Raw genomic sequence first — 18447 nt, forward strand, 5'->3', positions numbered from 1 at the left:
GGCCCCGGCCGGCCCCGGGCGGGGCGCGCCGCGCGCCCCGCGGGGGCCCGCGGGTCCGGCGCGGCCGGTCACGGCCGGCCGCGCCGCTCGGTGACCAGCAAGGTCTGCAGGACCTGCCCGCAGCCCCCTGTCGCGTCGTCGAGCTGCCCGAGGGCGAGCCCCGATCCGTTCGGGCTGGCCGCGGTGTGCGAGCGCAGGCACAGCCACTCCCCGACGGGGTCCCGGTGCAGGGCGAGGGTCACATCGGTGTTGATGACGAGGTTCCTGTGGTGGTCGAGCTCGAAGCCGACCGCCCAGCTGCTGTCGGCCACCGTGAGCGCCCGCGTCAGCGGTGAGTCCGGGGAGCCGGCCACCAAGGGGATGCGCTGCCGGGCCCAGGCGGTCCCGGGACCGAGCGTGTCGAAGCCCGCACCGTCCTCGAAGCGCCACTCCATCGCCGCGATGTAGCCGTCCAGATGAGCGCCCGCCATGGTGTGCGGCGGCTGCGCCCCGGGCCGGGCGGGGGCGGGCGGGACGGGCCGCAGTGCCGGAGTGTCCTCGGGGCCGGCGACGAGCCTCCAGGCCCGGGCCAGCAGCACCGGGACGCCGTCGGCGGTGATCTCCCCCTCCAGGATCTCGACGCTGCCGCCGGACCGGACCGTCCGCACCTCGACCCGCAGGTCCGCGACCGGGACCGGGCGCAGCAGCTCCACGGTGACGCGGGCGATCCTCATGCCCGGCCGGGGGGCGTGGTGCTCGAGCGCCCGCCCGATCAGGGCGGACGGCGGACCGGCGTGCTGCGACTTCGCGCTCCACGGGCCCGCGGTGGCCGGGGTGCTCTCGTACCGGCCGTCCCCCAGCTCGTGGTAGAAGGCCGCGGGCAGCGCGTCGGGGAACGGAACGAGCTCTGGGTTCACGGGTATGCCTCCGGGTCCTGCCTCAGCGATCTGAGGCGCTGTGGATGATGTCCGCCTGAGCCACGTCGGCAAGTCTGCCCGTGTCCGGCCGCGTCTCCTCGAGGGCGGTTCCCGCCCGGAAGAGGACGGACTCCGCGAACGGGGCGGCGATCAGCTGCGCGCCGATGGGGAGTCCGGCGGAGTCCCTGCCGACCGGGAGCGAGAGGGCGGGGAATCCGGTGATGTTGGCGGGGGAGGAGAGCCGGACGTAGGCGTCGGTGACCGTCTCGGTGACACCGTCCGGCCAGCGCACGGTCTCCTGCCCGCGCCGCGCCGCCGTGATGGGGGAGGTCGGGGCGACGAGCACGTCGATGCCGGCGAAGAGCCGGCCCCACGCGCGGCTGATGAGGGACCGGGTGCGCTGGGCTCGCAGGTAGTCCAGGGCTGACACGTGGTGTCCCGCCTCCAGGAGCAGCCGGATGTCCGGGCCGTAGAGGTCGGGTGCCGCACGCAGGGTCTCCTCGTGGACCGCCGAGGCCTCGGGAGCCATCAGGCCCCACTGCGTCGCCTCGACGTACTCGACGAACGGCAGGTCCACGGGCATCACCGTCGCGCCGAGCTCCCGCAGCCGGTCGATCGTCGCGCGGACGGCCGCCTCCACCTCCGGATCGACGCGGTCGAAGTAGTAGGTGCCGGGCACGCCGACGCGCAGCCCGCGCACGTCCGCCGGGGACGACGCGGGCGGGTCCGCCGGAGCGGAGGCGCTGGCGGGGTCCGACGGGTCGTGGCCGGCCAGTGCGCGCAGCACGAGGGCGGCGTCCCGCACGGTCCTGGTGAGGGGGCCGACGTGGTCCAGGGACCACGACAGGGGCGCCACCCCGTGGCGGGAGACCAGACCGTAGGTGGGCTTCAGACCGACCGTCCCGTTGAGCGCGGCCGGAATGCGGATCGACCCTCCGGTGTCCGTCCCCAGCGCGAACAGCGCGGTCCCGGCCGCCACGGCCACCGCCGAGCCGCCGCTGGAGCCTCCGGCGACGGCGTCCGCGTGCCACGGATTGGCCGTCTGCGGGGTGAGCAGTCCGTAGGCGAACTCGTGGGTGTGGGTCTTGCCGATCAGGATCGCGCCGGCGTCCGTGAGCCGCGCGGCCACCGTGCTGTCCCCGCCGGGCATCCGTTCCGCCCACGCGCGCGAACTGGCCGTGGTGGGTATCCCGGAGACGTCGATGAGGTCCTTGAGGCCGTACGGAATGCCGTGGAGCGGCCCACGGTGGACGCCCTCGCGGATCTCCCTCTCCGCCTGCCGCGCGGCCCGCCGCGCACGGTCCGCGACGACGGTGACGTAGGCGTGGAGCCGGTCCTCGACGGCGTCGCACCGGTCCAGGACGGAGTCGACGAGTTCCACGGGGGACAGGGTGCGGGCCGCCATGGCCGCCGCCGCGTCTTCGACGGTGAGCTCAAAGGGCTGCATCGAAGGCTCCCGGGGTCTCGGGGGAGGGGTCGGTCGCCGCCCGGAAGACCGGGGCCGGCGCGACGCCCGTCAGGTCCAGGGTCCGCAGTCGGCCGAAGAGCCGCCCCAGACGGGCGGCCAGTTCGGCCACGTCGCCGGGACGGAAGTCCGGTGGCGGAGCGAGTCGCACGGTCGGACGGGACGGTCCCGCAGCGGCCATCATGGTTCCCTTCCGGGTGATCGGAGCCGGATACCTTGGATCACGTGCGGAGCCGGGGACGGCGGGGCCGTCCGCGGCTCACCTGTGCCGTCGTGCCGCTTCCCCGCCGACGCGAAGAAGCCCGGTGGCCCCCGACGGGGGATTCCGGGGGCCACCGGGAGAGCGAGGGCCGTGCGTACCAGCCGTTCACGGCCGATACGCACGGCTGTGTGGGAACCGTTCCTACAGGTCGATCGTGACGTCGTAGGACTCCAGCCAGGCGTTGAGCCAGAGCGGAACCTCGAGGTCGATCCGGGTGATCTGGGTGCTGGCCGTGCTGATGCCGCCGTCGAGCCGGCCGCGGACACGGTCCTTGTCGAGGAGCGGCAGGATCGGCGCGTCACCGCCGCTGAGCACCTCGGCGAGCCGGTCGCGGAGCTTCTTCTCGTAACCGGAGTCCTGCGTGCTCGGGTACGGCGCCTTCACACGCTTCACGATCGACTCGGGCAGCACGTCGCGGGTGGCCGCGCGCAGCAGGCTCTTCTCCCGGCCGTCGAACGTCTTCATGGCCCAGGGCGCGTTGAACACGTACTCCACGAGGCGGTGGTCGCAGAACGGGACGCGGACCTCCAGCCCGACGGCCATGCTCATGCGGTCCTTGCGGTCGAGGAGGGTGTTGAGGAAGCGGGTCAGGTTGAGGTAACTGATCTCCCTCATCCGCTTCTCCAGGCCCGTCTCGCCCGGAAGGACCGGCACTTCGGCGATGGCGTCTCCGTAGCTCGACCGCCGGTAGCCGGGGATGTCGAGCTTGCCCAGCAGCCCGCCGTCGAACAGCGGCGTCCCGTCGTAGAAGGGGCCGGGCGTCGAGGTGAGCCAGGGGAACGTCTCGGCCGTGAGGACCTCGGGGTCGTGGAACCAGCTGTACCCGCCGAAGAGTTCGTCCGCCGACTCGCCGGACAGGGCCACGGTGGACCGCTCCCGCACCGCCTTGAAGAGCAGGTACAGGGAGGGCCACAGGTCGCCGTACCACATGGGCGGCAGGTCGGTGGCGGCGAGGACCGCGGCCCGGACGCCGGGGTCGCTCAGGTCGTCGCTGTTGAGCAGGATCTCCTTGTGCTCGGCCGCGACGTGCTGGGCCAGATCGCGGACGAACGGGGCGTCCGGGGTGCTCCGCAGGGGGTCCGGGACGAAGTTCTCCGCGGCGCCGACGAAGTCGACGGAGAACGACCGCACCGGTCCGCCGCCCTGGGCGGCCAGCGCCTTGGCCGCCAGCGCGGTCACCGCGGAGGAGTCCAGTCCGCCGGAGAGCAGGCTGCACAGCGGGACGTCGGAGATCAGCTGCCGGCTGACGGTGTCGTCGAGGAGTCCGCGGACCGTCTCGATCGTCGTCTCCAGGGAGTCCGTGTGCTCCTTGGCCTCAAGCGCCCAGTAGCGGCGCTTGACGAGCCCCTGGCGACGGACGCGGACCGTGTGACCCGGACGGATCTCGTACATCCCGGTGAAGATGGCGTGCTCGGGGGTCTTCACCATGTCGAGCAGCTCGCGCAGGCCGTTGGCGTTCACCCGGCGCGGGATCTCCGGGTGGGCGAGGATGGCCTTGGGTTCCGAGCCGAACAGGACGCCGTTCGCCGTGGGGTAGTAGTACAGCGGCTTGACGCCCATCCGGTCACGGACGAGGAGCAGCTCCTCCTTCCAGACGTCCCAGATGCCGAAGGCGAACATGCCGTTCAGCTTGTCGACGACGCCCTCGCCCCACTCCAGGTACCCCCGGAGGACCACCTCGGTGTCGCTCTCGGTACGGAAGCGGTGTCCGCGGGAGATCAGATCCGCGCGCAGCTCGCGGTAGTTGTAGATCTCACCGCTGAAGGTCAGCACCGCCAGGGTGCGCCCGTCCTGCTCGGCGGTCATCGGCTGACGCCCGCCCTCCAGGTCGATGACGGAGAGACGCCGGTGACCGATGGCGGCGTGCTGATCGATCCACACGCCTTCGGCGTCGGGACCGCGGCACGCCATCGTCTGGGTCATGGCGTCGACGATGGAGCGCTCCCGGGTGAGATCGCGCCCGAAATCTATCCAGCCCGCAATGCCGCACATAAGCGACGTTCTCCTTAGGTAGGCGATCGTGAGCACCTGGCTCATCGAGGTGGTCCGAGAAAGGGAGGTGGAGACACCTCTCGCCGGGCCGGCCGCTGGTGCGGGCGCGACCGGGCGCGAGGGGAGAGCGGTGGCGCACGCGCCGGGGTGGACGGCCGCCCCGATCACGGTGTGGCTAGGAGGCCTTGGGCCACGTGAACCTTCCGGCCCGGTGGGCCCAGGCCACGAGGACCATCAGGACGGCGGCCAGTCCGCCCAGGACCATGACTGTGGAGGGTGAGGAGCGGTCGAGGACGGCCCCTCCGACCAGGGCGCCAATGGAGATCGTGGCCTGGAAGGAGGCGGTGAAGAGGACCGAGGACGCCTCGGGGGAGTCGGGGGCGGCCTTGGAGAACCACGTCTGGGAGCAGACCGGGACGGCGCCGTAGGCGACGCCCCAGACGACCAGCAGTGCCACCGCGCCGGCGTCCGACTGCCCCAGGACCGGCAGGAGCAGGGTCGCGGCGGCGATCAGGGCCGCCGCCGCGGCGAAGGCGGACCGGGGATAGCGACCCACCGTGGATCCGCCGAGGAAGTTGCCGGCGATGCCGGCCGCACCGTAGATGAGCAGGTAGACCGTGATGAGACCCGAACTGACGTGGGTCACCTGCTCCAGGAACGGGGTGACATAGGTGTACGTGCCGAAGTGGGCGAGCACGACGAGGAAGGTCATGACCAGGGCGAAGCGGGTGTTGACGCTTCGGAGCATGCCGCCGAGGACGTCGAGGCGCGTCGCCTGGTCGGACGGCAGGGGCGGGACGACCACGAGGAGCAGCACGAGGACGGCCAGCGTGAAGCCGCCCATGACGAGGAACGCCGTCCGCCAGCCCGCGATGTCGCCGATGAACGTGCCCAGCGGCACGCCGAGTACGGAGCCGAGCGGTACGGCGGAGAAGATCACCGAGGTCGCGCGGCCCACGGACCTCGCGGGAACCAGCTGACCGGCCAGTCCGGCCCCGATGGACCAGAAGCCGCCGATGGTGACGCCCACCATGACGCGGGAGATCAGAACCAGCCAGTAGCTCGACGCGACAGCGGCCAGGAAGTTGGCCAGCGCCAGCAGCAGGATGAACACGCCCAGCATGACCCGCCGGTCGATACGGCCTGTGGCCACCGTGACCACGGGGGCCGAGACCGCGGCGAGGAATCCCGGCATGGTCATCATGAGACCAGCCATTCCGTCCGAAATGGTGAAACTCGATCCGATCGACGTGAGAAGGCCGATCGGAAGAATTTCGGTCGTGACGATGGAGAAGATCCCCAGCATTACCGCAATGACAGCCAGCCAGGAGATGAACGGCGAGCGGTCCTTCGGTGCGGGGGATTGGACAGAAGTGGTGGTTGCTGTGGACATGAATCCCGTCCTGAGTTGGGCATCACATGCAGAGTTGCGTGACCTCTAGTCCAGCAGGAATGGGCACCATCTTCTGGCAGGTTCCCGACACCGACAACCTGCCCCTCGGGGTGCCGAGAGTGATCGGGTTGCAACCACAGGGTCGCCGGTTTCGGTGTTTCCGCAGGTCAACGGGCTACATCAAGTGTCGGAGCGGGCCGTTGGTCATGACGCGGCGCGCGGGAGGCGCTGCATGGCCCGCGACGACTTAGCCAAGTCGAGAAACTGTCCGCGCAGAAAAATCGTCGCGTGATGGTTCACGTCGCAAACCTGCCAGACGGCGACTCGATTCGATGTTGTTCTGGTTCTCCCGCGTCGCATACCGTGCCGCTGCGCCGCCGCGGTGGGTGCGTCGGTCCGGCGAGGTCGTCTGCTGAATTGAGGAGAAGAATGTTCGAGTCTGAAGAGGCAATCCGAAAGAGCGTGCAGGAGAAGGCGGTGGGACTCGACCGCGACGGTGTCTCCGCGCAGAAGCGAGAGGCGCAGCGCAGGTACGACGCCAGTACGCCGGGGTATTGCCTCGAGCTGGTCATGCGACGGGAACAGCTGGAGCAGTACGTCAAGGAATGGCAGCGCGTACTCGACGAGATGACCGCTCGCGGCATCGAACGCTACCTTCCCGTCGACGAGAAGGTCTGACGGGGCGGCACCGTCCGCACCCAGCCGTCGCACACGGCGCACCCGACGCCGGCGCACCCGTACGTGGAATCCCGGCCGTTGTGCTGCATTGCTGACAGTGAGCGTTTTCAGAGTGGCCACTGATCGGGTGACGGGCTGACGTCCCGCAAGGCACGAGGCTCCTGTGCCGTTGAGAGAGGTGTTCGACGTCTCAACTCTTCGGTGCAGGAGCCTCGTTGGTTCCCCGTCCTGCCGCCCCCGACCTGCCGCACGCCCTGGTCGAGTGGGTGTCCATGCTCATCGTCACCACCCGTGAGGGTGACCGACGCTGCAAGCTCCCGCCCCACCAGCGGGCCCTCGTCGGCCTGGTCTACCTGCGCCGACCCGACACGCTCGCGCAGATCGCCGCCGGCTTCGGCATGTCCGTCGGCACCGCCCACGCCTGCGTCCAGGCCGTCGTCCAGCACCTGTCCCGAAGGGCGCCCGGCCTCCTGCGTGTCCTGCGCGAGACCGATCCCGATCACGTCCTGCTCGACGGAACCCTCGCCGAGTGCGACCGCGGCGGCGACAGCCGGGCCGACTTCTCCCAGAAGCACCGCCGCCACGGCGTGAACGCGCAGGTCATCACCGATCCCTCGGGCAAACGGCTGTGGATCTCGCCCGCGCCGCCCGGCCGCACCCATGACCTGACCGCGGCCCGCACCCACCGCATCATCCGGATCTGCGAACGCCAGGGCGTTCCCGTCCTCGCCGACCGTGCCTGCATCGGCGCCGGCCCCTGGGTCACCACACCCATCAGACGCCTTCCCGGCCGGGACCTCACCGCGACCCAGCGGACGATCAACCGGGCCCTGTCAGCGGCACGAGCACCGGTCGAACGCAGCATCGCGCGACTGAAGTCCTGGCGCATCTTCCGCAGAGCCCGCTGCAGCCCCAACCGCATGACCGTCATCGCCGCCGCAATCCTCACCCTGGATCGGCAACGCTGAAAACGCTCACTCATCACACCGGCGCCCGGAAGAGCCCACTGCAGCCAGTTTCGTGCGCGCAGAGAACACTTGGAAGGCGCTACCCGACAAGCATCGTTTGTGCGGACCCGTAACTTTTGCCGCAAGGGGCCTGTCTGCAACTGACGGTTCCGCGTGCTGTATCAAGGGAGTGAGTCATGAGTTCTCAGGGCAAGGCATTCGGGTTCGGCATGCCGTGGGAGTCGTTGTACGGGTACAGTCAGGCCATTCAGGTCGGTGACACGGTTTATGTGTCGGGGCAGCTGGCTCATGACCGTCACGGCAACTTCGTGGGTGCCGGCGACTTCGAACTGCAGGTCCGCACCACGCTGGCGAATTTGGACCTGGTGCTGAGGCAGTTCGGGGCCGAGCGTAGCCAGATAGTGGAGACCTCGGTTCTGGTGAGGAACCTGCGGGAGAACTTCGACACGACGGCACGCCTCCACGCCGAGTACTTCGGGGAGCACCGGCCCGCCAGCACGGTCATGGGCGTTTCCGACTTGGCACTGCCGGACCAGCTCGTGGAGATCGGCGCGCTCGTGCGTCTCGATGTGAAGCCATAGGTGAGGAGGCCGGCCTGATTTCTTCGGCCTCTTTCATCCTGAACAGTTGAAGGTCGGCAGCGTGTGGACAGCTTGGACGATGGTGCCGATGCGGCGGGTGGAGCATCTGGCTCGCCGGAGCAGCCGCCAGGCTTTCAACTGGGCGAAGGCGGGTGCGACCGGGTGTCGCGCGGGAGAATCACAGCGGTGTGCCATCGGGGCGGGCGATGACCTGCACGTTCATGCCGTGATTCTTGTGTTTCTGCGAGTAGTACGGCTCGTCGGCGTGGACACGGTCGGTGGGGATGAGCGTGCCGTCGACGATGTCGAAGTCGCCCTCGCCCAGCCCGGTCAGAGCCGCGTGCAGACCTGGCGCCCAGGCCGCGAGGACGTCCAGGGCTTCGTCCACGTAGCGCCAGGCGGTGGCCTGCGATAGAGCGAACCCGGCACCGAGCTGGGCGAACGTCTCGTCCTTACGCAGGTGGACCAGGGTGAGCAGTGCCTGGTCGAAGCAGCCGAGCTTGCGCCAGCGGGTGTTGCGGGTCCGGCGGTGCTCGCACAGCAGCCAGGCAACATGCTCGACGAGCTCTTACGGGACGTCGAGCGTGGCAGGACACGGAACCAACAGGGCCCCTTCGGTCGCCTGCCGGGCCGCACTCACGACCCGATAGCCGCCCGCACCCACCGGATCATCCGGATCTGCGAGCGCCAGGGCGTTCCCATCCTGGCCGATCTCGCCTACCAAGGCGCAGGACCGTGGCTGACGACCGGCATCAAACGCGAGCCGCTCCAGGAACCCAGTCCCGCCGAAAAGACCCTCAACCGGGTACTGGCCGCAGCACGAGCGCCCGTTGAACGCGGTGTCGCGAGCCTGAAGTCCTGGCGGATCTTCCGCAGGTCCCGGTGCAGCCCCCACCGCATGACGTCAATCGCCAAGGCCATCCTCACGCTGGAGCGGCAACGCTGAAGAAGCTCAATCATCTCGGCGACGACGCTGGGGTCGGTGCACTTGGACGTGATCTTCACCTCCGTCATTCATTCACATCCCGACCTGCCTGGGACATGCCTGATCCCGGACACGGTGCGGGCCACTTCACTGCCTGACGTCAGCAACTTGAGCACGAGCTCTGAGGATTCCCGCGCTGCGGCTTCGCCGCCATGAGGGGTCCGGCATCCCCAAGTGCACCAGATCGATACGAAATCGGTGTCCTTGGCGGGGTGCGCCATGCCAATTTCCTGGATTCAAGCGACAGCACCCTTCTTGTTGGTGATCAGCCTCGTTGAGTCAAATGCCTGCTATGGCCTTTTGGTTGACGGCCCGTCGAAAGCTTGGTTAGAAAGCCGACGCCGTGACCGGCGTACCTCCGAGGAGGCCGCATTCCCGTATGCGGAAAGTGGTCTTCTTTGGCGTGCCTTGAGGTGACCTGGTCGGGCCAGTTCCACCACGACCGGCGATGGAAACCCGCGTCGGCGTGCCGGTGCGCCCTTTTGCGTTCGCGCAGTGGGCGCAGAGGAAAGGGATGGCGTGAAGGTGAGATATGGGCGGGCTATAGCCTGCCTCGTGGTCTCGGCTGTGGCCGGAACCGCGCTGCCACAAGTCGCTTATGCGACAACAGTTTCGAGTAGTGACGACGAGGGTATTACCAGCGCCCTCGGGGATTGGTTCTCGGATTCCGACGAGAGCGGGAGCGGGAGCGGGAGCGGTTCAGAGTCACCGCGGACGGGCGGTACTCCGGTGCTGCCGAGCCGGGAGAAGCTCCCGAAGGGCAAGGCGGCGCCGAAGCCCAAGCGAGTCGGGGAGTTGACGGCCAGGCGTACGGCGAACGCCCGGTACTGGAAGCTTTCCGACGGGCGGGTGCAGGCCGTGGTGTCGGCGGTGCCGACGGCGTACCGGTCGGGGAAGTCGTGGAAGGACATCGACCCGACGGTTACCGCGGGCAAGACCAAGGGCTTCCCGTTCACGAACACCACCAACGTCGCCCGTAGTTCCTTCGGCTCAGACGCGAGCAGGTTCCTGCGGTTCGAAGCCGACGGTCACTCGGTGACCTTAGGCCTGGAAGGTGCGGGGAAGCTCGCGCCGGTGGCCAAGGGCGACACCGTGACCTACAAGGACGCGGTGGCCGGTGCGGACCTGTCGTACCAGGTCGGTCCGGGCCGGGTGAAGGAGAACATCGTCCTCGACCGGAAGCCGACAGCTCCGGTCTCCTTCACTTTCACCCTCGACCCGGGCGGGCTGACGCCGAAGGCGAGTAAGGACGGCTCGATCTCGCTCTACGGCGAGGGTGCGGACCCCGTACTGGTGATCCCCGCTGCGTTCATGACGGACGCGAAGAAGGACGCCCGCTCACCGTACGGCTCCGGATACAGCTCGGCCGTGACGCAGAAGCTCGCCAGGGCGGGCAACGGCTGGAAGCTGACGGTCACCCCTGACGCGAAGTGGCTGGCCGCCCCTGAGCGTCAGTACCCGGTCACCATCGACCCGACGATCTCGATCGCTCCGACGCCGACGACGGCGCAGGACGTGATGATCTCGTCGGACGGTCCGACGACGAACTACAAGGACAACTGGCGCCTGTCGGTCGGCAACACGTCGACCGGTGCGTCGCGTGCGCTGATCCGGTTCCCGATCACCGGTGTTCCGGCAGGCACCAAGCTCGACTCGGCCGACCTCAGGCTCTGGTTCGACCAGACGCACACCACCGGCGACAGCGAGGTCCAGCTGGAGGCGCACCGCGCCACCCAGGCGTGGACCGAGGACCTGGCCACCTGGAACAGCGCCAACACCTACACCGGTGAGCTGTCCGGCACCGCGGTCGTCGTCGACGACGGCGACACCGGCCGCACCGCCGCCGTCGGCGCCTGGCCCGCCTCGGGCAACACCGCGTACACCCAGTACGCGGTCAACCAGGACTACCTGTACAACAAGGACTCGGTCGCGGGCGACACGTACACCTGGCAGCCCAGCCTTCCCGAGGACGGCGACTACCAGGTCGAGACCCACTACGTCCCGGCCTCCGACCGTGCCACCAACGCCCCGTACACCGTCACGTACAACGGCGGCACGAAGCAGTACGTGGTGAACCAGCAGGCCGGCACCGCCGGTGTCTGGAAGACGCTGGGCACGCACCCTTTCAAGGCGGGCACGCTCGGCAAGATCGTCCTCGGCGACGGCCCCGCATCGACGACGACCTCGGTCATCGCCGATGCCGTTCGCTTCACCAAGGGCGGTGTGGTCACCAAGCAGCCCGGTGAGCTGAACACCTGGCACAGCTTCCCCGTCACCAAGACGGTCCAGCAGTGGATCGACGGGACGTACGCCAACAACGGCTTCGTGATCAAGGCCGGTGACGAGTCCGCGAACGGCCCCAAGGGCGGTCCGCGGTACGAGGGCAGTGAGTTCGGGTACGGCGGTGAGACCGCCAACTACCCGCGTCTCGTCCTGACCTTCGGCAGGCAGGGCGTCGACCTCGCCGCCCCGACGACGATCCACGACACGGGTGCGGAGCTGAGCTGGTCCGCATACCAGGACCAGGACCCGATCGGCACCGGCGACGACATCGTCGAGTACCAGGTCCACCGCTCGATCAACCAGACCTTCACGCCCTCGGCGGCGACGCTGGTGTCTCCGGTGACGTCCACGGTGACGTCGTTCACGGACACGACGGCGGTGCCGACGAAGGCGGACGACCCGGACCCGTTCGGCCGCGCGTACTACTACATGGTCGCGGTCAAGACGAAGGACGGGCAGGTCGTCGGTGCCCCGACGCAGCTGGTCCGCCTCCCGAAGGCCGGCCGGACGACGAAGGTACTGACCGCGTCGCAGGACACCACCCTTTCGTCGGGGGAGCCGACGACGACGCACGACGCGATTTCCGACGGCGGTCCGAAGAACTGGATCACGGTCGGCAACAATTCTCCGACGTTCGGCGACACGCGCGCACTGCTCAAGTTCCCGGCGCTCGGCATCCCGACCACGGCCCGGGTGCTGGACGCGAAGGTGCGCATGTGGAGCACGCAGACCGTCTCGGAGAACGCGGGCGCGATCTACGAACTGCGGCCGCTGACGCGTGACTTCGACGAAGCCACCGCGACATGGGTGAAGGCGGACGCCGCCACGAACTGGACCACGCCGGGCGGTGACTTCGGTGCCGTGACGGCCGATGTCGGGGCGATGACGAACGACCCCGCGCGCCACGACTGGAACATCACCTCGCTCGCCCAGTCCTGGGTGACCACCCCGTCCTCGCAGAAGGGCGTGGTCGTCAAGATGGCCGACGAGGCGGCCTCGCAGGAGCGGACCCTGTTCCTGTCCTCCGAGGGCGCCGAGCCGAAGCTCCACCCGAAGATCGTGGTCTCCTACATCGACTCGACCACCGAGTCGACGTACTACGCGCCGCAGACCCCGGCGCGCATGACCCCGAACACCGACTACACGGTGGACTTCGCCCTCACCAACACCACCACGGCCACCTGGAACGCGGCAGACCACGTGCTGTCGTACCGGTGGACGCTGCCGGACGGCACGGACGTCACCAACGGCGGCAACCAGGTCCAGACCGCGCTGCCGTCCAACATCGCCCCGGGTGACAGCGTCAGCCTGCAGGCGCAGGTGAAGACGCCGATCAACTCGGACAACGGCAACAAGCGCACCGACTACGTGCTGACCTGGGACGTCCTCAACAAGACCGCGGGTACATGGGTCTCCGGCACGGCCGGCATCCCCGGGCTGATGCAGAACGTGGCGGTGGAGGACCCGACCTCCAACCAGCTCGGTCTGGAGAAGTTCTACTCGTACGCGGGCAAGAACACCGGCGCCGGCTCGACCGTCATGAACAACACGGCGGCGGGCAACAGCGTCTGGTCGTACAACGCGTTCACCAACCCGGGACGCGGACTGAACACCTTCGCCCGGTTCGCGTACAACACCCTGGACACCTCCGACACGGTCCTCGGGCACGGCTGGTCCGCCCAGATATCGGGGCCGACGCGGCTCGGCGCGCCGCTGGACTTCCACCCGAACCCGAACCCGACCGAGATCAAGCTCCCGGACGGCGACGGCACGACGCACGTCTTCCGCAAGCAGCCGGACGGCTCCTGGAAGGCGCCGGCGGGTGTGCACTACAAGCTGGAGCCGAAGCCGGCTCTGGACTGCACCCCGCTGAAGGACCCGATCCCGGACGCCTGGACGCTCACCCGTCCCGACGGCACGCGGTTCCTGTTCGGCTGCGACGGCTACATGACGTCGGTCGTCGACAAGAACGGGAACACGCAGACGTACACGTACGAGGAGCGCAAGTCCAACAACAAGCCGACGAAGTTCCTCAAGTACATCACCGACCCGGCGGGCCGGCAGACCCTGACCGTCGAGTACTACACGAAGGCCGACAGCAGCAACCCGAAGATCATCGACCACATCAAGTCGATGACCGACATCTCGCTGCGCAAGCTGACCTTCGAGTACTCCGACAAGGGTCTGCTGACGAAGCTGACGGACGGCGCGGGTTCGTCCCAGCCGAAGGTGTTCTCCTTCGAGTACGACGCCACCCAGGGCAACAAGAACGTCAAGCTGGTCAAGGTCACCGACCCCCGCGGCAACGCCACGAGCATGGCGTACTACGCCCCGCAGACCGGTGACGACCCGAAGTACCACTGGTGGACCAAGACGATCACCGACCGTCTGCAGGGCACGACGTCGTTCGCCTACGCGGCCGACGCCGGGAACAGCAAGTTCACCGACACCGAGGTCACCGACGCCCAGGGCCACGCGACGGACTACGTCACGGACGATTTCGGCCGTCCGGTGCAGTCGACCAACGCCAAGTCCCAGGCCACGAAGATGTCGTGGGACGCGGACAACAACGTCACCTACCTCGAGGAGGCCAACGGCGCCAAGACCGCGTACTGCTACGACCAGAAGACCGGCTACCCGCTCTGGCAGCGCGACGCCGAGAACAACAAGGCAGGCGTCCCCGCGCAGAGCGACTGCGCACCGAACACCTATCCGGCCAACGCCGAGAAGTTCCAGTACCAGCCCAGGGCCGACGCCTACTCGTCCGACCTGGTCAGCAAGACCTCTCCGGAGGGCCGGAAGTGGCAGTTCGTGTACGACACCTTCGGCAACCTGAAGACGGTCACCGACCCCAAGGGCGTCGCCACCACGACGGCGGGTGACTACACCACGTCGTACGAGTACGACTCCTACGGCCAGCTCACCAAGGCGACCGACGCCAACGGCAACGCGACCAGGAACAGCGGCTTCGGTCCCACCGGCTACCCGGACACGATCACAGACGCGCTGAACAGGCCGCTGACGTTCGTGTACGACGAACGCGGCCAGGTCACCCGCATCACGGACGTCCTGGGGAAGAAGACCACGCAGACCTACGACACCTTCGGCCGTCCGATGGTCTCCACCGTGCCGAAGGACCAGAACGCGGGCGTGCTCATCACCACCCCGGCCCCGGTCTACGACGCCAACAACAACGTCACGACGTCGACGGCACCCAACGGCGCGGTCTCGACCGCGGTCTACGACGCGGCCGACCAGATCACCTCGGCGACCGCCCCCAAGGACACCACCACCTCGGCGGAGCGCCGGACGACGTACACCTACGACAAGGTCGGCAACCTCAAGACGACGACCGAGCCCAAGGGCACCTTGACCACCGCCGAGCTGAACGACTACGTCACCACCAACAACTACGACGTCGTCAACCAGCTCACCTCGGTGGTCAACGCGGCCGGCGACACGCTGACCTACGCGTACGACAACGTCGGCAACGTCACCACGGTCATCGACCCGAGGAAGAGCGCGACCGCCGACACCACCGACTACACCACCAGGACCGCCTACGACCTGAACCACCGGGTCACGTCCGTGACGGACGCGACCGGAAAGACCATGTCGCGCACGTACGACAAGGACTCGTTGGTCGTCTCGACGACGGACACGGAGAACAACACGTCGACGGTCGTCTACGACGAGCGCGGCAAGAAGGTCGAGGTCAAGGTTCCGCACTCCGGCACCAGCCCGAACATCACGTACCGCACGACGAAGTACGAGTACGACCAGGTCGGCAACACGACCAAGGTGATCACGCCGAGGGGCACCGCGACGGCGAACGTCGACGACTTCACGGCGCGCACCGAGTACGACGCGCTGAACCGTCCGGTGAAGCAGTTCCAGCCGTACGATCCGGCAGACGCCCGCTACAACGACCCCAACGTGTACACGGAGACGGTGTACGACGCCGTCGGCCGGGTCGAGAAGACGTCGCTGCCGCCGTCGGAGGGCCAGACGGTCCGCAACGACACGGTCTACGAGTACTTCGACAACGGCTGGGCGCGGAAGTCCACCGACCCGTGGGACATCACCACCACCTACGACTACGACGAGCTGGGCAAGCAGACGGCCCGGACCCTGACCTCGGCCGGCGGTTCCTCGAACCGCACCATGACGTGGTCGTACTACCCGGACGGCAAGCTCAGGTCGAGGTCGGACGACGGCGTCCCGGTCGGCGCCTCGGTCGTGCTCGTCGACAACTCCGACACCCAGAACACCGCGTTCACCGGTACCTGGACGAAGGGCTCCCTCACCGGCCAGCAGGGCTACGACCACCAGGTCCACGCCGCCGGCGCCGGCACGGACTCCTTCACGTGGACCCTCAACATCCCGAAGGACGGCACCTACACCGCCTATGTGAAGTACCCCGAGGTCGTGGGGGCGGCGACGACCGCGAAGTACACGGTCACCAAGGCCGACGGCACGAAGACGGACGTCGTGAAGGACCAGAACGCGGCTCCACGTACGTGGGTGTCACTCGGCTCGTATTCCTTCACCCAGGGGAACAAGGCGAAGCTCCAGCTGTTCCAGAACAGCGCGGGCAAGGTCGTCGCCGACGGCGTGAAGCTCGTCCGTAGCACGAGCGGAGACCCCGCCGACGCGGAGAAGAAGACCTTCGCCTACGGCTACGACGTCAACGGCAACCTGACGTCGATCGACGACACGTCCTCCGGGGCGAAGATCGACGCCTACACGATCGCCTACACCGGCCTCAACCAGGCGCAGAAGGTGACCGAGTCGCTGGCCGGTCAGGAGCAGAAGGCGACGTCGTACACCTACGACGTCAACGGCAAGCCGGAGACCGTCACCCACCCCGACCAGTTCTCCAAGTACACGTACGACTTGCGTGACCTGGTGAAGACCGTCTCGGTCGGGAAGACCTCCACGGACGCCTCGCCCAAGGTGACCTCGTACACCTACACCGACCGCGGCCTGACCTTGATGGAGACCAAGGCCAACGGCAACACCGTCGACCACACCTATTACCTCGACGGTGCGATCAGGACGACGAGCGAGAAGAAGCCCAACGGCACCCTCGTCTCGTCGCACACCTACACGTACGACGCCAACGGCAACAAGGCCCAGGACGCGGCGAAGAAGATGAACGCCGACAACCACGCGGCGTACCTCGACTCCACCACGGACTTCAGCTACGACCCGGTCGACCGCCTCTCCAAGTCGGTGAAGACCGGTACCGGGGCCGGGACGGACACGTACGTCCACGATGCCAACGCCAACGTCATCAGCCAGACGGTCAAGAACGTCACCACGACGTTCGCGTACGACCGCAACCGGCTGCTGTCGGCCACCGCATCGGGCAGTACGTTCTCGTACAACTACGACCCCTTCGGCCGGCAGGAGTCCGTAACCGCCGGCGGCGAGGTCGTCGAGCGGAGCGTGTACGACGGCTTCGACCACGTGGTGGAGTCCCAGAAGATGGACGCCACCGGTGCGCTGAAGTCGACGAAGTACACCTTCGACCCGCTCGACCGCACTGCCTCGAAGACGTCGGACGGCAAGACCACCGACTTCAGGTACCTCGGCCTTTCGACCGAGGTGCTGACGGAGGAGGTCTCCGGTGCGCTGACGAAGTCGTACCAGTACAGCCCGTGGGGTGAGCGGCTTTCCCAGGTCACGCACAACACGGACGGTACGACCGAGGACGGCTTCTACGGCTACAACGGCCACACCGACGTCGAGACCGTGACCGACAAGAACGGCGACACCAAGGCCACCTACGGCTATACCGCCTACGGTTCGGACGACGAGTCCGAGTTCACCGGCATCGACAAGCCCGAGGCCGGCAACCCGACGAAGGAGGCGTACAACCCGTACCGCTTCAACTCCAAGCGCTGGGACGCTCAGGCCGGCACGTACGACATGGGCTTCCGCGACTACAACCCGGGCCTGAACCGCTTCACCACCCGGGACATGTACGCGGGTGCGCTGGCCGACCTGGGCCTGGGCGCAGACCTCTTCACCGGCAACCGCTACGCGTTCACCGGCGGCAACCCGACCACCCGGGTCGAGTACGACGGTCACCGGCCGATCGGCCCGTGCGACAACGAGGCGGACTGCGACGTGGACGGCCACTGGCAGCTCTACGAAGAGGGCTGGGGCTGGACCGTGGAGACTCCGGTGAAGCGCTGGTCGCGGGACGATCCGTTCATGAACGAGGTCAATGTCTACGGTCTCGGTGACGCGGGCGAGAAGTACCACGACTTCGTCATGCTGAACGACCCGCGTCAGCCGCAGGGCAACACCCCGGTCGGCGTCATGCCCGTCTGCAGCGAGGTCGGAGCCCAGCTCGTCTGCGGTTCCGACGACGAGTCGGCGCAGCAGGCCAAGCAGGACGCCGTGGTCAACAGCAAGGCCTACTCGGTGATCAGCTGGCTCAGCTTCCGGTCCTGGATGAATTCGGGCACGGCGTTCGCCGGCGGCGATGTGATAGCGGGCAAGGACTACTTCATGGGCGGATGCGACCCCAAGGCCGGAAACGGGTGCGTGGGTCTCGCGGAATCCGCAGCGGAGTCCGGGCTCGGCGCAGCGGGGAAGACCGGTGCGAAGGAAGTCATGGGCAAGGCATTCGGAAAGGTTCTCGGCACGCCGCTCGGAGTTGTTGCGACGGGCATCGATTTCGCCGTGAATCCCCCGAGCGACGAGGAAATCCAGAACCTCAAGTTCTGGGAGAACTGGGGCAGTCCGGACAATGACTGGCGCCGCCTCGGCGACTGGGACTTCTGGACCCAATCCTGACCGCATGTAGTGACCCACTGATCATTTCCGGTCAGTAAGCTGGCCGTCGGCCATGCGCAGATGCGCATGGCCGACGGCCCATCACGTGATTCTGGAGTTCTCTTGCAAGGGCGTATCTGGATCAATTGGCGGCT

At 67.8% G+C, this 18447-nt stretch carries 10 protein-coding genes and 2 pseudogenes; 6 read left to right on the forward strand and 6 right to left on the reverse strand.

From position 1 onward, the window contains the following. Positions 1 to 68: 68 nt before the first annotated feature. From ABT041_RS32225 to ABT041_RS32245, 5 genes are all read right to left on the reverse strand, one after another. Complete coding sequence (locus tag ABT041_RS32225; protein WP_351191147.1) at positions 69 to 896, reverse strand: thioesterase family protein; 828 nt, start codon at positions 894 to 896, stop codon at positions 69 to 71. 22 nt (positions 897 to 918) lie between these two features. After that, positions 919 to 2343: an amidase gene (locus ABT041_RS32230; RefSeq protein WP_351191149.1), complete on the reverse strand. Its 1425-nt coding sequence runs from the start codon at positions 2341 to 2343 to the stop codon at positions 919 to 921. After that, on the reverse strand, positions 2330 to 2512 hold the full coding sequence (locus ABT041_RS32235; protein ID WP_351191151.1) for a hypothetical protein: 183 nt from the start codon (positions 2510 to 2512) through the stop codon (positions 2330 to 2332). The genes ABT041_RS32230 and ABT041_RS32235 overlap by 14 nt, the downstream gene beginning before the upstream one ends. Positions 2513 to 2764: 252 nt before the next feature. Next, positions 2765 to 4615, reverse strand: coding sequence for an asparagine synthase (glutamine-hydrolyzing) (gene asnB / locus ABT041_RS32240; protein ID WP_351191153.1), 1851 nt, complete (start codon positions 4613 to 4615; stop codon positions 2765 to 2767). Between the two features lie 175 nt (positions 4616 to 4790). Then, a complete protein-coding gene (locus ABT041_RS32245) occupies positions 4791 to 5921 on the reverse strand; it encodes an MFS transporter (protein WP_351191155.1) in 1131 nt (376 codons plus the stop codon). Here ABT041_RS32245 and ABT041_RS32250 point away from each other — a divergent pair. The 4 genes from ABT041_RS32250 (at position 5809) to ABT041_RS32265 (ending at position 8235) form a co-directional block, all read left to right on the forward strand. Next, on the forward strand, positions 5809 to 6057 hold the full coding sequence (locus tag ABT041_RS32250; protein ID WP_351191309.1) for a hypothetical protein: 249 nt from the start codon (positions 5809 to 5811) through the stop codon (positions 6055 to 6057). The two genes, ABT041_RS32245 and ABT041_RS32250, sit on opposite strands and share 113 nt — an antisense overlap. A gap of 380 nt (positions 6058 to 6437) precedes the next feature. Then, positions 6438 to 6686 carry a hypothetical protein gene (locus ABT041_RS32255; RefSeq protein WP_351191157.1) on the forward strand — a complete coding sequence of 83 codons (249 nt, stop codon included), beginning with the start codon at positions 6438 to 6440 and terminating at the stop codon, positions 6684 to 6686. A 215-nt stretch (positions 6687 to 6901) separates the two neighbouring features. Beyond that, on the forward strand, positions 6902 to 7654 hold the full coding sequence (locus ABT041_RS32260) for a transposase family protein (protein WP_351191159.1): 753 nt from the start codon (positions 6902 to 6904) through the stop codon (positions 7652 to 7654). 176 nt (positions 7655 to 7830) lie between these two features. Beyond that, the gene (locus ABT041_RS32265; protein ID WP_351191161.1) at positions 7831 to 8235 is read left to right on the forward strand and encodes a RidA family protein; all 405 of its coding nucleotides are present in this window, start codon (positions 7831 to 7833) and stop codon (positions 8233 to 8235) included. A gap of 33 nt (positions 8236 to 8268) precedes the next feature. Here ABT041_RS32265 and ABT041_RS32270 read toward each other — a convergent pair. Beyond that, a pseudogene (locus ABT041_RS32270) lies at positions 8269 to 8899 on the reverse strand (transposase family protein). On the opposite strand from ABT041_RS32270, the pseudogene ABT041_RS32275 reads away from it, so the two are divergent. Both ABT041_RS32275 and ABT041_RS32280 read left to right on the forward strand, forming a co-directional pair. After that, a pseudogene (locus ABT041_RS32275) lies at positions 8858 to 9181 on the forward strand (transposase family protein); the annotation flags it as partial. The pseudogenes ABT041_RS32270 and ABT041_RS32275 overlap by 42 nt on opposite strands. A gap of 1557 nt (positions 9182 to 10738) precedes the next feature. Then, the gene (locus tag ABT041_RS32280; RefSeq protein WP_351191299.1) at positions 10739 to 18313 is read left to right on the forward strand and encodes a golvesin C-terminal-like domain-containing protein; all 7575 of its coding nucleotides are present in this window, start codon (positions 10739 to 10741) and stop codon (positions 18311 to 18313) included. Positions 18314 to 18447 lie beyond the last annotated feature (134 nt).

Source organism: Streptomyces sp. NPDC002825 (assembly GCF_040295385.1).
GTDB lineage: Bacteria > Actinomycetota > Actinomycetes > Streptomycetales > Streptomycetaceae > Streptomyces.